The 19,745-nt window shown below is 59.6% G+C and carries 16 protein-coding genes and 3 tRNA genes; 6 read left to right on the top strand and 13 right to left on the bottom strand.

Features of this window, described 5'->3' with window-relative positions:
* Nucleotide 1 precedes the first annotated feature (1 nt).
* The 8 genes from DET50_RS07395 to alaS form a co-directional block, all read right to left on the bottom strand.
* Nucleotides 2–511, bottom strand: coding sequence for a BCAM0308 family protein (locus DET50_RS07395; protein WP_113862231.1), 510 nt, complete (start codon nt 509–511; stop codon nt 2–4).
* 38 nt (nt 512–549) lie between these two features.
* Nucleotides 550–741 carry a hypothetical protein gene (locus tag DET50_RS07390; RefSeq protein WP_113862230.1) on the bottom strand — a complete coding sequence of 64 codons (192 nt, stop codon included), beginning with the start codon at nt 739–741 and terminating at the stop codon, nt 550–552.
* Between the two features lie 351 nt (nt 742–1,092).
* Nucleotides 1,093–1,169 (bottom strand) — tRNA-Arg (locus tag DET50_RS07385).
* A 61-nt stretch (nt 1,170–1,230) separates the two neighbouring features.
* Nucleotides 1,231–1,307: transfer RNA gene (locus tag DET50_RS07380), tRNA-Arg, on the bottom strand.
* A 277-nt stretch (nt 1,308–1,584) separates the two neighbouring features.
* Nucleotides 1,585–1,674 (bottom strand) — tRNA-Ser (locus DET50_RS07375).
* 126 nt (nt 1,675–1,800) lie between these two features.
* The gene (csrA, locus tag DET50_RS07370) at nt 1,801–1,998 is read right to left on the bottom strand and encodes a carbon storage regulator CsrA (protein WP_092002912.1); all 198 of its coding nucleotides are present in this window, start codon (nt 1,996–1,998) and stop codon (nt 1,801–1,803) included.
* A 197-nt stretch (nt 1,999–2,195) separates the two neighbouring features.
* Nucleotides 2,196–3,434, bottom strand: a complete 1,239-nt coding sequence (locus DET50_RS07365) for an aspartate kinase (RefSeq protein WP_113862229.1) — start codon at nt 3,432–3,434, stop codon at nt 2,196–2,198.
* Nucleotides 3,435–3,540: 106 nt separating this feature from the next.
* Nucleotides 3,541–6,171 (bottom strand): alanine--tRNA ligase, encoded by a 2,631-nt coding sequence (alaS, locus tag DET50_RS07360; RefSeq protein WP_113862228.1) that lies wholly within the window; start codon nt 6,169–6,171, stop codon nt 3,541–3,543.
* 141 nt (nt 6,172–6,312) lie between these two features.
* Here alaS and DET50_RS07355 point away from each other — a divergent pair, with 141 nt between their 5' ends.
* The gene (locus tag DET50_RS07355; RefSeq protein WP_113862227.1) at nt 6,313–6,858 is read left to right on the top strand and encodes an RDD family protein; all 546 of its coding nucleotides are present in this window, start codon (nt 6,313–6,315) and stop codon (nt 6,856–6,858) included.
* 14 nt (nt 6,859–6,872) lie between these two features.
* Here DET50_RS07355 and lptG read toward each other — a convergent pair whose 3' ends face one another.
* A complete protein-coding gene (lptG, locus tag DET50_RS07350) occupies nt 6,873–7,934 on the bottom strand; it encodes an LPS export ABC transporter permease LptG (protein WP_113862226.1) in 1,062 nt (353 codons plus the stop codon).
* Nucleotides 7,927–9,030 (bottom strand): LPS export ABC transporter permease LptF, encoded by a 1,104-nt coding sequence (lptF, locus tag DET50_RS07345; RefSeq protein WP_113862225.1) that lies wholly within the window; start codon nt 9,028–9,030, stop codon nt 7,927–7,929. Before lptF ends, lptG begins: the two co-directional genes overlap by 8 nt.
* Nucleotides 9,031–9,259: 229 nt before the next feature.
* On the opposite strand from lptF, the gene DET50_RS07340 reads away from it, so the two are divergent.
* The 5 genes from DET50_RS07340 to DET50_RS07320 all read left to right on the top strand — a co-directional run bounded on the left by DET50_RS07340 (nt 9,260) and on the right by DET50_RS07320 (nt 15,935).
* Nucleotides 9,260–10,753 carry a leucyl aminopeptidase gene (locus DET50_RS07340; RefSeq protein WP_113862224.1) on the top strand — a complete coding sequence of 498 codons (1,494 nt, stop codon included), beginning with the start codon at nt 9,260–9,262 and terminating at the stop codon, nt 10,751–10,753.
* Nucleotides 10,753–11,265, top strand: a complete 513-nt coding sequence (locus DET50_RS07335; protein ID WP_113862223.1) for a DNA polymerase III subunit chi — start codon at nt 10,753–10,755, stop codon at nt 11,263–11,265. The genes DET50_RS07340 and DET50_RS07335 overlap by 1 nt, the downstream gene beginning before the upstream one ends.
* A 339-nt stretch (nt 11,266–11,604) precedes the next feature.
* The gene (locus DET50_RS07330; protein ID WP_113862222.1) at nt 11,605–14,457 is read left to right on the top strand and encodes a valine--tRNA ligase; all 2,853 of its coding nucleotides are present in this window, start codon (nt 11,605–11,607) and stop codon (nt 14,455–14,457) included.
* 4 nt (nt 14,458–14,461) lie between these two features.
* Entirely contained in the window at nt 14,462–15,358 is an 897-nt protein-coding gene (locus DET50_RS07325) for a ketopantoate reductase family protein (protein WP_113862221.1), read from the top strand.
* Nucleotides 15,359–15,377: 19 nt separating this feature from the next.
* Complete coding sequence (locus DET50_RS07320; protein ID WP_113862220.1) at nt 15,378–15,935, top strand: cob(I)yrinic acid a,c-diamide adenosyltransferase; 558 nt, start codon at nt 15,378–15,380, stop codon at nt 15,933–15,935.
* 27 nt (nt 15,936–15,962) lie between these two features.
* On the opposite strand, the gene DET50_RS07315 is transcribed toward DET50_RS07320, so the two are convergent.
* Genes DET50_RS07315 through DET50_RS07305 form a run of 3 tightly spaced genes read right to left on the bottom strand, consistent with a single transcriptional unit; the run spans nt 15,963 to nt 19,635 of the window.
* Nucleotides 15,963–16,850 carry a histidine kinase gene (locus DET50_RS07315; RefSeq protein WP_113862219.1) on the bottom strand — a complete coding sequence of 296 codons (888 nt, stop codon included), beginning with the start codon at nt 16,848–16,850 and terminating at the stop codon, nt 15,963–15,965.
* Nucleotides 16,850–17,443 (bottom strand): 1,6-anhydro-N-acetylmuramyl-L-alanine amidase AmpD, encoded by a 594-nt coding sequence (gene ampD, locus DET50_RS07310; protein ID WP_113862218.1) that lies wholly within the window; start codon nt 17,441–17,443, stop codon nt 16,850–16,852. The genes DET50_RS07315 and ampD overlap by 1 nt, the downstream gene beginning before the upstream one ends.
* Nucleotides 17,443–19,635, bottom strand: a complete 2,193-nt coding sequence (locus DET50_RS07305; protein WP_113862217.1) for a DUF1631 domain-containing protein — start codon at nt 19,633–19,635, stop codon at nt 17,443–17,445. Before DET50_RS07305 ends, ampD begins: the two co-directional genes overlap by 1 nt.
* Nucleotides 19,636–19,745 lie beyond the last annotated feature (110 nt).

Raw genomic sequence — 19,745 nt, 5'->3', positions numbered from 1 at the left:
GTTACTGATCGCGGTTCCAGTAAACCCGGACGAGGTTCGACTCCTTGGTGTACTGAATTTCAAGGTCACCGTCGTAGGCCCGTTCAATGGCCTCACCGGTGCCCCGGGGCAGATGCAGGTCGGTGAATTTGACGATCAACTCCCCATCCGGCCCATCTTCGACACCCATCAGACGCTTCATCGGGTGCTCGGCCTTCTCTTCTTCCACCTTGTTCTGGATCAGCTTCAGGATTTCGTCCCTGTGCTTGCCGAGAAAAGCCCCGGTGAGTGTGAGTATGCCCGCCGGCATGTCATCCCGGATCCGCTCACAGGCCGGGCACATCATCTCGTGGGCATCACTCACCGGTTCTGTTGACCACTGCCAGCGCCCTTTCTGGAAAACCGCGTTGCATTCGGGGCAGACGGTCGGCTCCTTGGGCTTGCTCCGGGCCATGTACGGATCGTGAATTTCCTCCTTGATCAACCTGTCACGGCGACCGCGTTCGGCTACATCACCATCTTTTCCACTCATAGATTTGCTCCTTTCCCTGTTAGTCCGGAATGCCGGTGTCAGTGCAGCCTGTGCCGCTCGAAGATCTCCCGGACTTCCCGCTCGGTTTCCTCCGGCACAATCACCTTGACCTGCTTGGCGTCTTCGTCGATGTAGATGTTGTCCCGGGGAATGCCCGTTGCGATCAGATCATCCCAGGTGTTCTTGGCCTGGTCATGATCGTCATAGGAGCCGTTTACGGTTTTATTCATGGGTGGATCTCCTTGCCAAATGATTTGCTTGCATCCTGAAGAATAGGCAACAGGTTGAGATTTGTGCAAATAGTGATCGACCGGAAATTGACGGAGGGCAATACAAAGCAAAACGCCTCAGCCTGTGGGTTACACAAACTGAGGCGTCTCGATCTTGATATGGCGCGGCTGGGAAGATTAGGCGGGCCTTCGGCCCTTCCCCTTCGGGGGCCGCCGTCGCGAGGCTCCGGCGTTCCTCAACCCACTGCGTGGGTTTCAGTCGAACCTCTTTCGGTTCAAATCCTCCCAGCTATACATAGCAAAACGCCCCAGCCTGTGGGGTACACAAACTGGGGCGCTTTGACTTCAATATGGCGCGGCTGGGAGGATTCGAACCTCCGACCGCCTGGTTCGTAGCCAGGTACTCTATCCAGCTGAGCTACAGCCGCTTGAAACTTTGCATTGTTGGCGAACCAACTTTTTACTGAAATTAAGAAGCTTTTGAATAAGTGGCGCGGCTGGGAGGATTCGAACCTCCGACCGCCTGGTTCGTAGCCAGGTACTCTATCCAGCTGAGCTACAGCCGCGCATCAAAACTCTCATTTCAAACTTCATCCTCATAGAGGATTATTCGGGCCTTAAGGCCCTCACCCCTTCGGGGCCGTCGTCGCTTCGCTCCGACGTTCCTCAGCACACTTCGTGTGCTTCGGTCGAACCTCCGACCGCCTGGTTCGTAGCCAGGTACTTTATCCAGCCGGCCGGCGCTCCGGGGAGCTACAGCCGCGCATCAAAACTCTCATTTCAGGCTTTTCCTGAATAGTTGAGTGCTACCTCAACGGTTCTCTGCCTTCCGTTAAATGGAAATGGCGGAGAGGGAGGGATTCGAACCCTCGGTACGATTGCTCGTACGGTTCCTTAGCAGGGAACTGGTTTCAGCCACTCACCCACCTCTCCTTGAGAACGGGGCGTATACTACCATAATTTTTCTGTTTTCATAGGGTTGACACGAGATTTTTCAGCCTCGATTTACCCTGATATAAAAAAAGCCGTTCGGGATAATCCTGAACGGCTTTTTACTGATCAACGATTGCCCGGTTCCGGCTCCTCGGAGCCTTTTTCGGACTGAATCCGCTGATAGATTTCTTCGCGGTGTACCGCAACATCCTTCGGGGCGTTTACACCAATGCGAACCTGGTTCCCCTTCACTCCCAGAACGGTGACAGTGATTTCATCACCGATCATCAGAGTTTCGCCAACGCGGCGAGTCAAAATCAACATATCCCTTACTCCCTATCCAGAGCTTCTACCTGTTCCGAAAAAAATGCTTTAGCGTACTTTTTGTACTTCTTACTTTTATAATGGGATCACTGATCGATCAACAGCCGCACATTCACTTATACGAATGCGATTTCTGATAGATTCGATTAATGACTCCCTTGTTATGAGACCCTCGGATAAGCCTGGCATCCGCTGGTTCAGGCCTCTTCCTGTACCCCGTTCTTGTCCAGCTCAAAAGCACTATGCAGTGCCCGAACGGCAAGTTCGAGATATTTCTCATCGATCACCACGGAAATCTTGATTTCCGATGTGGAGATCATCTGAATATTGATGGCCTCATTGGACAGCGCTTCGAACATCCGCGAAGCAACGCCCGCGTGGGAGCGCATGCCCACACCTACGATGCTCACCTTGGCAATCTTGCTGTCACCAACCACTTCGCCGGCGGTCAATTCATCGGCAACGCCCTGAAGCACTTCCTTCGCCCGCTTGAAGTCGTTGCGGTGAACGGTAAACGTGAAGGCAGTCTTGTTATCCTCGCCCACGTTCTGGACGATCATGTCCACTTCAATATTGGCGTCGCTGACCGGTTTCAGGATGCGCGAGGCGCTGCCCGGGGTATCGGGAACACCGGAAATAGTCAGTTTGGCTTCATCACGGTTAAAAGCAATGCCGGAAACAACCGGTTGTTCCATGGCGTTTTCATCCTCAAAAGTAATCAGGGTGCCCTCGCCTTCCTGGAAGCTGGACAGCACCCGTAATGGAACGTTGTATTTACCTGCAAACTCGACGGAACGAATCTGGAGCACCTTCGACCCCAGGCTCGCCATTTCGAGCATTTCCTCGAACGTGATCCGCTCCAGGCGGCGTGCACTGTCAACGACCCGTGGATCGGTGGTGTAAACACCATCTACATCAGTGTAGATCTGGCACTCATCTGCCTTCAATGCCGCCGCCAATGCCACTGCGGTAGTATCGGAACCGCCACGGCCAAGCGTGGTGATATTGCCGTTCTCGTCGATACCCTGGAATCCGGCTACGACGACCACCCGGCCGGCATCGAGGTCGGAGCGCATGTTGTGCTCGTCAATCTGTTGGATGCGCGCTTTGGTATGGCTGCTGTCGGTGAGGATCCGCACCTGGGAACCGGTGTAGGAACGGGCATCACAACCCCGTTTCTGCAGAGCCATGGACAGCAGGGCAATGGTGACCTGCTCACCGGTGGAGACCAGCACATCCATCTCCCTGGGCGTGGGCTCTTCCATTATGTCATTGGCAAGAGCAATCAGGCGGTTGGTTTCGCCGCTCATGGCGGAAACCACGACCACCACATCGTGTCCTTCCTTGCGGAACCGGCATACCTTCTCGGCGACCGCTTCTATGCGCTCGGTGGTTCCCACCGAGGTACCACCAAATTTCTGAACCAACAGAGCCATGTCTTTCCCAAACTCCGATACGGGGTTTCGCAGCGGGGGCCTGCCCCGCCAATCAAAAGAAAACGGGCGGGATTATAAACCCCAGCCCGCTTCCAAAAACAGTTGCTTAAGCGATATTTTTTTCAACCCAGGCCGGCACGCCGTCGAGGGCCTCCGCCAGCCTGGACGGATCGTTGCCTCCGCCCTGGGCCATATCCGGTCGGCCACCGCCCTTGCCATCCACCTGGGAAGCCAGGTGCTTCATCAGGTCGCCGGCCTTGATGCGATTCGTGGCGGACTTGGTCACGCCGGCCACAAGAATCACTTTGCCATCCTCGACCGTCGCAAGCACGACTACGCCCTCGCCCAACTTGTTCTTCAGCTGGTCCGCGGTTTCCATCAGGGCCTTGCGGTCTGCGCCTTCCAGTTCGGCGGCGACGACCTTGAGACCTGCAACTTCCACGGCAGAGCCGGCCAGATCAGTGCCGGCGGAACTGGCGAGCTTCGCCTTGAGTGCGTCCACTTCCTTTTCAAGCTGGCGATTGCGATCCAGCGCGTTCTGGACCTTTTCCACCACGGTTTCCCGGGTCGCCCGGACCAGCTTCGCGGTATCACGCAGCGTCCGCTCGGTCTCCTCGACCCATTCCAGGGCACCGAAACCGGTCACCGCCTCGATGCGACGAACGCCGGAAGAAATGCCGCTTTCAGAGGTAATACGGAACAGGCCGATATCACCGGTGCGGGCCACGTGGGTACCGCCGCACAGCTCGACGGAATAATTGTCGGTACCCATGCTCAGGACACGGACGCTATCACCATACTTCTCACCGAAAAGGGCCATCGCACCCTTCTCTTTGGCGCTTTCCATATCGGTGATTTCGGTCTGGACCGGGGTGTTTTCCAGCACCTGCTCGTTCACCTGGCGCTCGATTTCCCTCAGCTGCTCCGGCGTCACGGCCTCGAAGTGGGAGAAGTCGAAACGCAGCTTGTCCGGATCCACCAGGGAACCCTTCTGGGTGACATGCTCACCCAGCACATTGCGCAGTGCGGCATGCAGCAGGTGCGTGGCCGAGTGATTGCGTTTGGTGCGTTCGCGGCGGGCGTGGTCGATACGGGCATCCACTTCCAGCCCCGGGAACAGTTCACCCTCGATCACGGTACCGATGTGCAGGTGGTTGTCACCTTCCTTGCGGGTATCGGTGACCTTGAACCGGCCGCCGCTCCAGGTCAGCAGGCCGGTATCGCCCACCTGGCCGCCGGACTCGGCATAGAACGGGGTACGCTCGAGCACCACCACCGCTTCGTCGCCGGCCTCGGCATTTTTCTCGTCGGTGCCTACTAATACGGTGCGAATCCGCTCGTGGCCATCGATATGGTCGTAACCGGTGAATTCAGTCTCGCCTTCGAGCTTGAGGCCTGTGGCGTTATAGTCGATGCCGAACTTGCTGGCGGCCCGGGCACGATCACGCTGGGCCTCCATCGCCTTTTCATAGCCTTCGTAATCCAGGGTCAGGCCACGCTCACGGGCGATGTCATTGGTCAGGTCCACCGGGAATCCGTAGGTGTCATACAGGGTGAAAATGGTTTCACCCGGAATCTCCGACCCTTTCAGTTCGGCGATATCCTGCTCCAGCAGGCGCAGACCCTTATCCAGGGTTTTCGCGAACTGTTCTTCTTCCTGCAGCAGTACCTTTTCGATCTGCTTCTGGCTGCTGACCAGCTGCGGGTAGGCCTCGCCCATCAGCTTAACCAGGGCATCGGTGAGCTTGTAGAAGAACGGCTCGGTAGCGCCCAGCTTGTTGCCGTGGCGTGCGGCCCGGCGGATGATGCGGCGCAGCACGAAGCCACGACCTTCATTGGAGGGCATAACGCCATCGGCGATCAGGAAGGCGCAGGAACGGATGTGGTCCGCAACCACCCGTAGTGATGCTTCGGTGGTATCCACACCGCCCAGGATTTCAGAAGCCGCTTTCAGCAGGTTCTGGAACAGGTCAATCTCGTAGTTGCTGTGCACGCCCTGCAATACCGCAGTGATGCGCTCCAGCCCCATGCCGGTATCCACGGACGGCTTGGGCAGCTTGAGCATTTCGCCATCCGCCGTGCGGTTGTACTGCATGAACACAACGTTCCAGATCTCGATGTAGCGGTCGCCATCCTCTTCCGGGCTGCCGGGAGGGCCACCGGCGACTTCCGGGCCGTGGTCATAGAAAATCTCGGTACAGGGGCCGCAGGGGCCGGTATCACCCATCTGCCAGAAGTTATCGGAAGCGTAACGGGCGCCTTTGTTGTCACCGATGCGGACGATCCGGTCCGCGGGCACACCGATTTCCTTGTTCCAGATATCGTAGGCCTCGTCGTCCTCGGCGTAGACGGTCACCCAGAGGTTGTCCTTGGGCAGTTTCAGCCATTCGTCACCGGTCAGAAAGGTCCAGGCGTAGTTGATAGCTTCGCGCTTGAAGTAGTCACCAAAGCTGAAGTTACCCAGCATTTCAAAGAAAGTGTGGTGACGCGCAGTGTAACCGACGTTTTCCAGGTCATTGTGCTTGCCACCGGCACGCACGCATTTCTGAGAGGTGGTGGCTCGGGTATAGTCGCGCTCTTCACGGCCAAGGAACACGTCCTTGAACTGGTTCATGCCCGCGTTGGTGAACAGCAGTGTGGGATCGTCATGGGGTACGAGCGAACTGCTCTCGACAATGGTGTGCCCCTGCTGTCTGAAATACTCGAGAAACGCCTGTCGCAACTCTGCGGTTTTCATAGACCTTTGATACCTTTCCAGAAACCCGGCGGGGAGCCCCTCGGGTCCGCGATTGAATACGAATACTTACATGCGTGTGCAAATCCGCTACTCTAGCACACGCCGAGAACATGAAAAACGTGAAACCTCACAGGAGACCCCATGCCCCGACGCTTTCATGACGCCGAGGAACTGCTCCCGCCAGCGACGTTTACCAAGCGCGCCCTCGCCATCATTTACGATGGCCTGATCAGCATTGCCGTGTTGCTGGTGGCCACCTGGGTGTACACCATGATTGCCGGCTGGATCGTCGGCTGGGAACTTTACGAACAGATGGCCGAAGCCGGCCAGTTGTCCGGGGACCCGGGCCTGACCTTCGTGCTTTTCCTGGTGTTGTACCTGTTCTTCGCCTACTTCTGGACCCGCATCGGACAGACCCTGGGCATGCAGGTATGGCGAGTCCGCATCGAGAACCTGGACGGCACCTCCGTGAGCTGGACCCAGGCCCTGCTGCGCTACGGCACGGCGGCAGCAGTGATCTTCATCGCCATGCTGGCCGGTTATTACGTGGGCCCCGTTACCCTGCTCCTGACCATTCCCGCCATTATCGCCCTGTTCCTACCGATCAACGGGCTGTCGATTACCGACCGAACGTCCAACAGCGTGGTCGTCCAGTTACCCAGGGAAGCGAAGAAAAAGAAACCGTGAGCCCGGCCGGGAAGCTACCCGGCCCGCCGCATCAGCACCGCGCCCACCGCCGCGTTGACCGCGATCGGAATCAGTACCGCCAGCATCGGATTGAAGCCGTACACCACGCTCATGGGACCGAGCAGGTCCTGCATGTACTTGAACAGTAATCCGACCAGCAGACCGGTGAACACCCGGAACCCCATGGTGACCGACCGCAGCGGCCCGAAAATGAACGAAATGGCAACCAGCACCATCACCGCCGTCCCCAGGGGCATCAGAGTCTTTTTCCAGAACGCCAGCCAGTAGTGTGCGGCATTGAGACCCTGTTCATCCAGATAAGAGGCGTAGGTATAAAGACCGGTTATGGAGAGGTTTTCCGGCTTTACGATGAGCACGCTCAGAACACGGGGCGACAATCCGGTTTCCCAGCGCAGTTCTTGTTGTTTTTCCAGCCGTGTACCGGTGTCCTCGATGTACGTGGTGCGGACGTTCTGCAACAGCCAGTGGTCGCCCTGGTATATCGCTCTGGGAGCAAAACTGGAGGATTCCAGCTCCATGCCTTCACTGAAGCGAAACATGGAAACGCCGTGAAGAACACCATTTGGCTGAACCGCATTCAGGTGCATGAACGTGTTGCCCTCACGGTGCCAGACCCCATAGGCGGTGGCTACGCCCTTCCCTGCACCGAGGGCAACCGCCTTCTCACTCTGAGCGTAACGCTCCGCCGGTGGTGCAAGGTATTCACCGATCAGCACACCGATCACGACGACCACGAGCGCAGGCTTCATCGCCGACCAGACAATTCGTTTTATTGACACCCCGGCTGCCCGGATAACGGTCAGCTCAGAAGAACTGGCCATTGACCCCAGCCCGATCAGGCACCCCATAAAGGCGCCCAGAGGTAAATAGTCATAAATCCGTCGCGGCAATGTCATCAGGACATACCAGAGTGCCTGCAGGATCTGGTAATCGTTACGGGTATCCTCCAGCTCGCCGATAAATGCGAATATAAAATCGAGGGAGAGTACCACCACCATCACCAGAAACATCGCACCACCGACGGTGCGCATGGTGTAGCCGTCAATCTTACGCATCGCCTGAGCCCTCCCGCATCAGCCGGCGACGGTGCAACCACGCCGGCCCGAACTGCAGCCAAAGGCCCAGGGCCAGAAACAGGCCATGAACCCACAGCATGCCCAGCCATTCCGGGACTTTTCCATCCGCCAGAGCATCCCGGGCGACAATCAACAAACCCAGGTAAGTGATATAGACCAGCATCGCCGGCAGCAGGTGGAAAAAACGGCCTTGTCTCGGATTGACACGACTCAGGCGCACGGCCAGAAGGGTTACGATCGGAACGATCAGTGGAAGGGACAGCCGCCAGTGGAGCGTGGCCCTGTCTTCGGGTTTGTCGGAAGCCCAAAGCGTGCCAGTACTTACCCCATCCTCAAGCTCGACATCCCGCGCCGTCCCGCTCTGGATCTTGAGCCCATAGGCTCCGAACTCCGTCACCTTGTAGTCCAACGCCCCGGGAGCACCATCAAACCTGGCCCCGTCTTCCAGAATGAGGAACCGACTGCCGGTTGCCTTATCGATCAACTGGGAACCGGCTTCTGCCGTGATGATACTTAACCCCTCACCATCGCTCCCGTACTCGGCAATGAAAACGCCTTCCAGCCGGCGCTTGTCATCGCTCAGGCCTTCGGTATAGGTGACGCGCCCACCGGAAAGCAGTTCCTGGAAACGCCCCGGAACCAGCATTTCAAATTCCGTGGCTTTGGCCTGATCTGCCAGAATATGCTCCACCTGCTTCATGCCCCAGGGGGACACATAGAGACTCATGGCACCGACGAGCACCATCACCGGAAAGCTTCCGATCAACGTCTTCCCTAACAACTGACGGTCGCTGACGCCACATGCGGACAAAACCGTCATTTCACTTTCCAGATACATACGCCCGTAGGCCAGCAAAATACCGATAAAGAGACCGAGAGGGAGAATCAATTCCAGAAAACCCGGAAAGCGATAGGCCATGATGGGCAGAAGCACATCTGCCGAGATCTCGCCTTCGGAGGCGTTACCGAGATACTTCAGGAAGCGGCCACTCATGAAAACCAGCAGCAGGATGCCGGAGACAGCAACCATGCTGATCATGACCTGGCGAATGAGATAACGGAAAATAATGCTCAAAACGGTCTCTCTGGCCGCACCTGCGGAAACGAATGGAGGATTCCGGAAACAGCGCGTATTCTATGTAACCTTTGGTCTGAATGACAGAGCCGGGGGATTACATCCGGGCCATAGCGGTACCCGCGCCGGCCGGTTGATTAACCCGCTGCCAACCCCAATGCTAGACTAGAACGAACATCCAACCCGCATCCCCGCGGACGTTTCTTCAGAATCACCAACAGGAGTTGCCATGAACTTCAGCCTGAGCAGCAAAGCTATCGCAACCACCAAGGCGGATTGCCTTGTCGTCGGCGTACCCGAAAAAGGCGACTGGCCCGAGTCGACCACCCACGCCGACGAAGCGCTCGACGGACTGATCAAGAAGCTGCAGACGGCAGGAGACATCACCGGTAAGAACGCCAGCACCGGCGTTTTCCCGCTCGACGGCCGCCCCTGGAGCCGCCTCCTGGTAGTCGGCACCGGCAAGAACGACGACCGTACACCGGCCAACTTCCGCAAAGCCGTTACCGCCGTCCTTGGCGCCCTCAAGGACGGCCCCTCTAAAAGCGCCCTGATCGCCATGGCGGATACCCAGGTTAAGGGCGACCCGGCCGTCACCTCCGAAGAAGCGCTGCTGAACGTCATCGGCCGCATCCTGGAAGAGCAGCTCTACACCTTCAACCAGTTCAAGAGCGACAAGCCCGGTTCCCGGAAACTGAACAAGGTCACCGTCGTCGCCTCCGGCGGCGGCAAAGCCCTCAAGGAAGCCTTCAACCTCGGCCTGGCCACCGGCCGCGGCATGAACTTCACCCGCGACCTGGGCAACACCCCGCCCAACATCTGCCACCCGAGCTGGCTCGCCGACCAGGCCAAACAGCTGGCCAAGCAACACGACTGCATCAAGACCGAAGTGCTTGATGAAAAGCAGATGGAAAAGATGGGCATGAACACCATCCTCGCCGTCGGCAAAGGCAGCACCCAGCCCCCGCGTCTGATCGTCATGGAATACCGTGGCGGCAAGACCAAGGACAAGCCTTACGTCCTGGTGGGTAAAGGCATCACCTTCGACACCGGCGGCATCAGCCTCAAGCCCGGCGAAGGCATGGACGAAATGAAGTACGACATGGGCGGCTCCGCCGGCGTGTTCGGCACCATGAAAGTACTCGCCGAAACCAAGCCCAAGATCAACGTCGTGGCAGTTGTGGCTGCAGCCGAGAACATGCCGGATGGCGGCGCCTCCCGTCCGGGCGACATCGTCACCACCCTGTCCGGACAGACCGTCGAAATCCTCAACACCGACGCCGAGGGCCGCCTGGTACTGTGTGACGCCCTCACCTACGTCAAGAAATTCGACCCGGAAGTGGTGATCGACATGGCCACCCTCACCGGCGCCTGCATCATCGCCCTGGGCAACCAGGCCACCGGCCTGCTGGCCAACAACGACGAGCTGGCCAACGAACTGCTCGCCGCCGGCGAACGCACCGGCGACCGCGCCTGGCGCCTGCCCCTCTGGGAAGAGTACCAGAGCCAGCTCGACAGCAACTTCGCCGACATGGCCAATATCGGCGGCCGCCCGGCCGGCACCATCACCGCCGCCTGCTTCCTGTCCCGGTTCGCCAAGGAATACCGCTGGGCCCACCTAGACATCGCCGGCACCGCCTGGCTCTCCGGCAAAGCCAAAGGCGCCACCGGCCGCCCGGTACCGCTGCTGGTTGACTACCTCATGTCCCACGCCAGCAAATAATGCAGGAAAGTCAGCCCCAAACCACCCCGGACCCCGGCAGCAACCCTGCCGGCCCGTCCGGGCAGGAATACCGGAACCAGCGCTACTGGTTCCACATCCTCGCAAAAAACACCCCCGCTGCCCGCAACCTCCACGCCGTCAAACTCGTGGACAAAGCCTGGCATCAGGGCGACCGCGTCTGCATCGTCTGCGACACCATGCAACAGGCCCAGGAACTGGACGACCTCCTCTGGAACTTCAGCCCGGACGCGTTCATTCCCCATTCCATCGTTCCAGACTCGGCTACCACCTGCACCGACCGCGTCGGCATACTACTGTGCCCGCCAGTAGCCGAAGACTGGGATACGGTGATCATCCTCTCCGCCACCCTGCCGGCGGATGCGGACCGGTTCAAACGACTGGCACTGGTGGCCCACAACGATCCAAACGTGCTCAATCAGGCGAGATCCCATTTCAAGCAGCTTCGGGCTCTCGGCATCGAACCCAGAGTCCACGACCAGCGAAAGCGATAGACACGACGGGCGAATTGCAGACAACCCCGAGCGTCGGGTGGGGAGACCCTTTCCAAAACTGTTGAGGGCCAAGGACGGCCCGAAACAAGCGCACATGGGTGAGGCCGAGCGTTTATGAAGCGAAGCTTCATGCGACAGCCGAACGACAGCAATCTATGATTGCTGGCTGGACCCCGAAGGGGTGCTCGTAGCGTGTTTTGGAAAGGGTCTTCCCACCCGGCGCCACCCCCAAACCTGCAGTCTTACCCAACGACGGGTTCGCCGCAAACAACCCGACCATGTATAATCGAGCGTCTAATTTTTCCCTTGTGAATCAACCAACGGTCACTGCAGAAACCCATGGAAAAAACCTACCAGCCAGAAAACATCGAGCGCCAGTGGTACGAAAACTGGGAATCCAAAGGGTACTTCCGCCCCAGCGGTGAAGGCCAGTCCTACAGCATCGCCATCCCGCCCCCCAACGTGACCGGCAGCCTCCACATGGGCCACGCCTTCCAGCACACCATCATGGACACCCTCACCCGCTACAAGCGCATGCAGGGCCGTAACGCACTGTGGACCGTCGGCACCGACCACGCCGGCATCGCCACCCAGATGGTCGTCGAACGCAAACTCGCCGCCGAAGAAGGCAAAACCCGCCACGACCTCGGCCGGGAAGAATTCATCAAACGCATCTGGGACTGGAAAGAACACTCCGGCGGAACCATCACCCGCCAGATGCGCCGCCTGGGCAACTCCGTGGACTGGAGCAACGAACGCTTCACCATGGATGATGGCTTCTACAAGGCCGTCCAGGAAGTTTTCGTCCGCCTGTACGAGGATGGCCTGGTCTACCGCGGCAAACGGCTCGTGAACTGGGACCCGAAACTGCATACCGCCATCTCCGATCTTGAGGTCGAGAACAAGGAAGAAAAAGGCTTCTTCTGGCACCTGCGCTACCCGCTGGCCGACGGCGAACAGACCCAGGACGGCAAAGGCTACCTGGTGGTCGCCACCACCCGACCGGAAACCCTGCTCGGTGACACCGCCGTCGCCGTCCACCCGGACGACGAGCGCTACCAGCACCTGATCGGCAAGTTCGTGACCCTTCCGCTGGTCAACCGACGCATCCCCATCGTGGCCGACCACCACGCCGACCCGGAGAAAGGCTCAGGCTGCGTGAAGATCACCCCGGCCCACGACTTCAACGACTACGCTGTGGGCAAGCGCAACAACCTGCCAATGATCAACGTCATGACCCAGGATGCCAACATCCGGGACGTGGCCGAAGTCTTCAACGCCGACGGCACCGAGAACACCGAGATCGACGGCAAGATCCCCGCGGCCTACGCCGGCCTGACCCGGGAAAAGGCCCGGGACCAGGTGGTCACCGACATGAAGGTCAACGGCCTGCTCGAGCGGGTCGAGGACCACGTGCTGAGCGTGCCCCGCGGCGACCGCTCCGGGCTGATCATCGAGCCGATGCTGACCGACCAGTGGTTTGCCGACGCCAAGACCCTGGCCAAGCCCGCCATCGAAGCGGTGGAAGACGGCCGCATCCAGTTCGTACCCAAGCAGTACGAGAATATGTACTTCGCCTGGATGCGCGACATCCAGGACTGGTGCATCTCCCGCCAGCTGTGGTGGGGTCACCGGATCCCGGCCTGGTATGACGCCGAAGGCAACATCTATGTCGGCCGCAGCGAAGAGGAAGTGCGCCAGAAGCACAACCTGACCGCCGACGTGGCCCTGGAGCAGGACGAAGACGTACTGGACACCTGGTTCAGCTCCGCCCTGTGGACCTTTGGCACCCTGGGCTGGCCGGAAATTACCGAGCGCCTGAAGACCTTCCACCCCACCGACGTGCTGGTCACCGGTTTCGACATCATCTTCTTCTGGGTTGCCCGGATGATCATGATGACCATGCACTTCATGAAGAACGAGGACGGCACTCCGCAGGTACCGTTCAAGACCGTCTACGTGACCGGCCTGATCCGGGACGAACACGGCGACAAGATGTCCAAGTCCAAGGGTAACGTCATCGACCCGCTGGACATGATTGACGGTATCAGCCTTGACGACCTGCTCGAGAAGCGCACCGGCAACCTGATGCAGCCCAAGCTGGCCGAGAAGATCGGCAAGCGCACCCAGAAGGAATTCCCGGAGGGCATCGCCGCCCACGGCACCGACGCCCTGCGCTTCACCCTGGCGGCCATGGCCACCACCGGCCGCGACATCAACTGGGACATGAAACGCCTGGAAGGCTACCGCAACTTCTGCAACAAGCTCTGGAACGCCGCGCGCTACGTGCTGATGAACACCGAGGGCGAAGACTGCGGCGTGAACGACGAGCCGGTACAACTGTCCCTGGCCGACCGCTGGATCATCAGCGAACTGCAGCACTGCGAGCAGCAAGTCATCCGGCACCTGGACCAGTACCGCTTTGACCTGGCCGCCTACGCCCTGTACGAGTTCATCTGGAACGAATACTGCGACTGGTACCTGGAACTGTCCAAGCCGGTACTGAACGACGACAGCGCCAGTGCCGAAGCCAAGCGTGGCACCCGTCGCACCCTGGTGCGCGTGCTGGAAGCGGTCCTGCGCCTGGCGCACCCGATGATGCCGTTCATCACCGAGGAAATCTGGCAGCGCATCGCCCCGCTGGCCGGCAAGACCGGTGACAGCATCATGCTGCAGCCGTTCCCGCAGCCGGACGAAAGCAAGCAGGACGCCGTAGTAGCCGCCGATATCGAGTGGCTCAAGGGCGTGATTGTGGCCGTACGGAACATTCGTGGTGAGATGAACATCTCCCCCGCCAAACAGGTCCCCGTTCTGCTCAAGGGCGGCAGCGCCGAAGATGAGCGCCGCATGAACGAGAACCGCCAGTTCCTGATCTCCCTGGCCAAGCTGGAGAAACTGGAATGGTTCGAGGGTGACAAGGCCCCCATGTCCGCCACCCAGCTGGTGGGCGAAATGGAAGTTCTTGTACCCATGGCCGGCCTGATCGACAAGGATGCCGAGCTCAAGCGCCTGGACAAGGAGCTGGAACGCCTGCAGAAGGAAATCGGCCGCCTCGAAGGCAAACTGGGCAACGAGAAATTCACCGCCAAGGCCCCGGCCGAAGTGGTCGAGAAGGAAAAAGAAAAGCTGAAGGACGCCCAGGGCAGCCTGCAACGACTCAGCGCACAGCGGGCTGAAATCGAGGCCATGTAAGCCGATGATCGGCATCCTGGGCGCAGGCTCATTGGGGCGGCTCTGGGCCGCCCTGCTTCCGCAGGGCCAGGCTGCCTTCCTGCCGCGGCCGGACGCAGATCCGGGCGCGGCCATCCTCAGCTATACCTTCGAATCAATCCGGGGCAGCCATCGCACCATGGCCCTGCCCTGGCTTCAATCCCCGGATGGCCTGAGCTTGCTGCTGGTCACCACCAAGGCCGGCGACACCGTCGACGCCCTCCAACACTGGCTGGCCCGGATACCGGCATCGGTCCCCGTCGTGCTGTTCCAGAACGGACTTGGCAGCCAGCAGGCGGTGGCGAATGCCTGGCCGGAACATCCCATTCTGGCTGCCTCCACCACCGAGGGTGCCAACCGGCCGGAACCGAATCGGGTGGTTCACGCCGGTACCGGAGAAACCTGGGTCGGCCCACTGACCCCCGCCGCACGGCCAAAGCTTGCCGGCGCGGTCTCACAACTGGCGACAACCGGTCTCGTGGTCCATGCCGATGTCCAGATCCTCCCCCGGCTCTGGCAGAAACTGGTGGTCAACGCCGGTATCAATGCTTTTACCGCCATCCTCGATTGCCCCAACGGCGACATCCTGGCCAACGATTTTTTCCTGAGTCACATCGACCCGCTGTGCAACGAAATAGCCGGGCTGATGGCCGCCGAGGGCATCGACAATCCCACGCCCGGGGAGTTGCGCCAGCGAATCGAGACCGTCGCGCGCAACACTGCACGGAACACCTCGTCCATGCGCGGTGATATCCTGAACGGACGGAAAACAGAGATCGACTTCATTAACGGGTACCTGGTCCAGCTCGGCCGGCGCCTTGATATCCCGACACCGGTGAACCAATTGCTGACGGACAAGGTAAAACAACTGTCGCCACATTAAGAGTCAGAGGAGTTTCCTGATGGGCAACCGCCTTTCGAAGATCTACACCCGCACCGGAGATGACGGTTCCACCGGCCTGGCAGACGGCAATCGCATCGCCAAGAACGCCCAACGGGTCGAGGCCATGGGTACCGCCGACGAACTCAACTGCCACATCGGCCTGCTGATCGAGACCCTGGACCAGGAGGACGAGCTGATCGCATCCCTGCGCCGTATCCAGCATCACCTGTTCGATCTCGGTGGGGAGTTTGCCATTCCCGGGAGCCGGGTTATCGGGGATGACCACATCCAGTGGCTCGAGGAAACCCTGGACCGGCACAATGAACATTTGCCACCGCTGAAGAATTTCGTACTTCCCGGAGGAACACCTGCCGCGGCCCAATGCCACCTCGCCCGGGCCGTTTGCCGCCGGGCCGAACGGGTAGTTGTGGCGCTCGGGCACGAGGATTCCATCAACACGGCGTCACGCCATTACCTCAACCGGCTGTCAGACCTGTTGTTTGTCATCGCACGGGTACTCGCCCGCCGGGGTGGCGGTGAGGAGATTCTCTGGGAACAAAAAAAATCCGGCCTCTGAGGGCCGGATTTTTTCGATCGGATCAGATCAGACGACGCCGGCAATGACCAGCACCGCCACCGCACACAGCCATACCAGCATGGTTCGATTGAGCAGGTCCCGGACTGCGCCCAGGCTGGCTGAGCCGAACCGGGACCATTCATCCTGGTGCACTTTCAGGAACCGTTCCGGGTCAAGCGCATAACCGGTCAAGGCGCTGTTCGCCGATTCGGCCAGTAGCTCCCCGGCCGGCTTGCGAAAGGCCAACAACAGGCCCTGCGCCTCACTGAGCCAGCCGGCAAGGTCACCGGCAATCCCGAAAGTAATCGAGACCACACGCGCAGGAATCCACGCCAGCCATTCGGCCCACCGGACAAACCGGGGCCGCGCCGCCGCCTGGGGCCATTGTTCCGCCAGGGCAACCATGCCCCGGGCCAGAATTGCGGCAGGCATACCGCCAACCACGAACCAGAAGGCCACCAGAAAATAGCGTTCAAAAATCGATACCATGAAGGCCCGGGACACTGACAGGTGCATGCTTTCGGCAGAGCTGTCTTCCCGGCGCTCCTCCACCGGCAACCAGTCCCGGACATGGTGCCAGGCGCCCTGCATGTCATCCCGGCTCCAGGCATCGGAATAGGCCCGCAACACCTGTTTCCAGCCCGGTGCTCCCATCATCGCAACCAGCACGATGAACTCCACGGGATAGACCAGCCAGCGCAATCCGTACCCGGTCAGCAGATACTCCAGCAAACCACAGAGGAACGCCGGCAGCAGTACCAGTGCCAGTCCGCCGCCAACACTGGTTTCCGCACCGGCATGAACCCGACTGCCCCGGTGAAACCACGCCCGCCACAGGGCATCCCCGGAGAAATGTCCCGAACTATCGAGTTTCCGGCGCGCCAGGTAAGCCAGCAGGAAAACAATCAGCACCATCAGGCGAGCTCCCCGGATCCGGAACGGGTGTCCAGGCAGGCCATGAAATACTGCCAGTCAAAGGCCGGACCGGGATCGGTCTTGCGGCCGGGCGCGATATCGCTGTGGCCGGTGATACGGCGGGCATCGATCTCAGGCCAGGCCATCATCACCTGGTGGGCAATACCCGCCAATGCCCGGTATTGGGCCTCGGCATAGGGGATATCGTCAGCCCCCTCAAGCTCGATGCCGATGGAAAAATCATTACACTCCTCACGGCCGTCAAAGCAGGATCGCCCGGCATGCCAGGCCCGGTCCAACAGGCTGACAAACTGCACTATCTCGCCATCCCGGCGAATCAGCGCATGGGCGGACACCTGGATTTCGGCAATGGTTTCAAAATAAGGGTGCGCGGCCGGATCCAGCCGGTTACAGAAGAAATTCTCGATCTCGGGGCCGCCGAACTGCCCCGGCGGCAGGCTGATGTTGTGAACAACCAGCAAACTGATATCGGCCCCTTCCGGCCTTGGGCCGTAGTTGGGCGAAGGGCACCACCTGGCCCCTGAAAGGCGCCCGGTTTCCCTGAGGCTGGCAATCCTCCGCTCTGAAATCATCAGTCTTTTCGGCTGCTGCGCAGGTTATCGATGATCGACTCCAGGGCCCGGTCAAAGATCAGGCCGTCATCCAGCATTCCGATCTCGCCGGCGGCCATGGCCCGGGCCAGATCTTCCCGTTGGTATTCTGCCACTTTTGCGCCACTGCGGTTGACGAAAATGTACTTGCCGGTGGCCTTGATAAAGGCTGCCAGCTTGCAGCGGGTCCTGTTGTCATCGCGGTTCAGTTCAATCCAGGAGCCGACTCTCAGGCTGTCCGCCCGGGCGAGCCATTCTGCGTCGACACCCGACTCTTCATCAGCGACATCGTCGTCGGGGATCGCGGACTCGGGCAACACCTCTTCCCGGGAAGCCTCCTGACGCTCGACAGGGGCTTCGGGATGCGGGACAGCGGTGACGAGGCGCTGGAAAACGTCCACATGGGCCAGTTCCAGGTCCCGGATTGCGGAATCCGTGGCAAAGGGATCCCATGAAATTTCCTGCATGGCCTTGCGGAACTTGTCCACGATTGCGGGAATGGCCCGCAAAAGATCGCTTCGCGTAGTTTCCGTGACCGGTCTCGGGTCAACACTCCACACCAGGCGCTCAGTGAATTCCTGTGCTTTCTGCCAGGCTTCACTCTGCTCCCCCTGGCGCAGGTAGAGCCATTGCAGGTAACGGGTCCAGGGTTGCTCGAGCAGCGCCATTACGGGCTCTGGGATCTCCCTGTTATTCGCCACTCCGGACACCATGGATTCGACCATTGCATTGGCCCGCTCCTGACGTGCCCGGCCTTCCTCGGCGTCCCTGAGGCGTTGCTCCACCAGTTCCCGGCGGCGACGATCCAGATCCATGAAATGACTGAAGTCCTGGAGCAGTTCTTCAAACAGGGACACATTGGTGGTGAACTCATTCAAGATCCGGTCGACAATGTACTCGATCTTCTCCCGCAAAGGGTCCCGCTGCCCCGGTCTTTTCTCTGTCCAACCAATGGCTGACAGAGCCATATCGTTGAGCAGCTTGCGCACCGGATGCCCACCCCGGTTGAAGAAATTCGGGTCGCTGAGGGCGACCTTGAGGACCGGGATCTGGAGACGGGAAATCAGGGCTTTCATCACCGCATGCAGCTGCCGGTCCTCGAGGATAAAATCAAACAGCATCGACACGAGGTTGATCACATCGTCGTCCATCTGGCCGACCTGCATCGGCTTGCCGTCATCGGTCTTCAGCACCAGCAGAATCTGGTCCCGGAGTGGCACCACCTGTTCCGCATCCCAGCTTACCGCCTGAACCTGCACCTGGCTGAGCTTGGACATCAAAGCCTCGGTGTCCAGAAAGGCCACTCCGGACTGCCCCGCACCGGCACCGGAAGCGTCACCACCCTGGCGCAGCAGCGCACTCAGCTCGGAGAAGGTCGCACCGCCTCCGTTTTCTCCAGCGCTCGTATCCGCCGCCGGTTGTTGCGCCTGACCGGTCTTGGCATCGGAGGATTTCCCGGCGGAGCCGGATTTGGAACCTGGCACCGGGGGACGCTTCATGTCGGCAAGCACGCCCTCGTCGATCAGGGTCTTGTTGGCCTGCTGGTAGAAATTGGCCAGGATATCCGCCAGCAGCTTGTCGAAAAGCTTGAGTACCACCAGCTTGGCACGGATATCGATATCCAGGTCGGCGCAGGCCTCGCTGACACCGCCACAAATGACTTCGGGGCTCAGTGGCATCTGGCTGTCGGAGAGCTCGATGGCAGGCACCAGATGATTGACTCTGACCGTCAAAAGCCGGATGGCGTCGGCGTAGCGATTGCGCAGCTTGTTGATCAGGTTCTCGATGGCAACCTGTTGCTCGAGTTCACCGTGGTCCATCAGGCTCAGATTGTCCTGGTCGATCTCCTCCAGGTCTCCCTTTGCAACATGGGGACGGAACCGGCCAATTTCGTTGAAAGCCCGGGAGACATACTGCAGGATCGACACGGAGATGGACTTGCGACGCAGACGGAGCTCCCGCATGGCGTCAAAATAGGCAAGCTGGCCGTGTTCGTTGCCGGCCCGATCGGCCAGCTCGAACAGGGCATCGTCAGAGCGGTCAAAGAATTCGTTGAGGACGGATTTCAGTTCCCGGCCCGAAGCATCCCGCAAACGGATCAGCGCAGGTGGTAACGAGAACTGGCCCGCCTGCTTCCTGTCCTGAAAGCTGACTACCTTGTTATCCTGCGCCATTGCCTAACTCCGGGGTCATGGATTGTCGAGTGTCCGTGTGTATAAGTTACTATAATAGAAGCTCTTAGCGTCAGATTCTGTCAGATTTTGTCACCAATTGTGTCGCAGAG

Origin of the sequence: Marinobacter pelagius, from assembly GCF_003315345.1 — a bacterium.
GTDB lineage: Bacteria > Pseudomonadota > Gammaproteobacteria > Pseudomonadales > Oleiphilaceae > Marinobacter > Marinobacter pelagius_A.
This window is presented reverse-complemented; position numbering and strand designations above follow the sequence as displayed.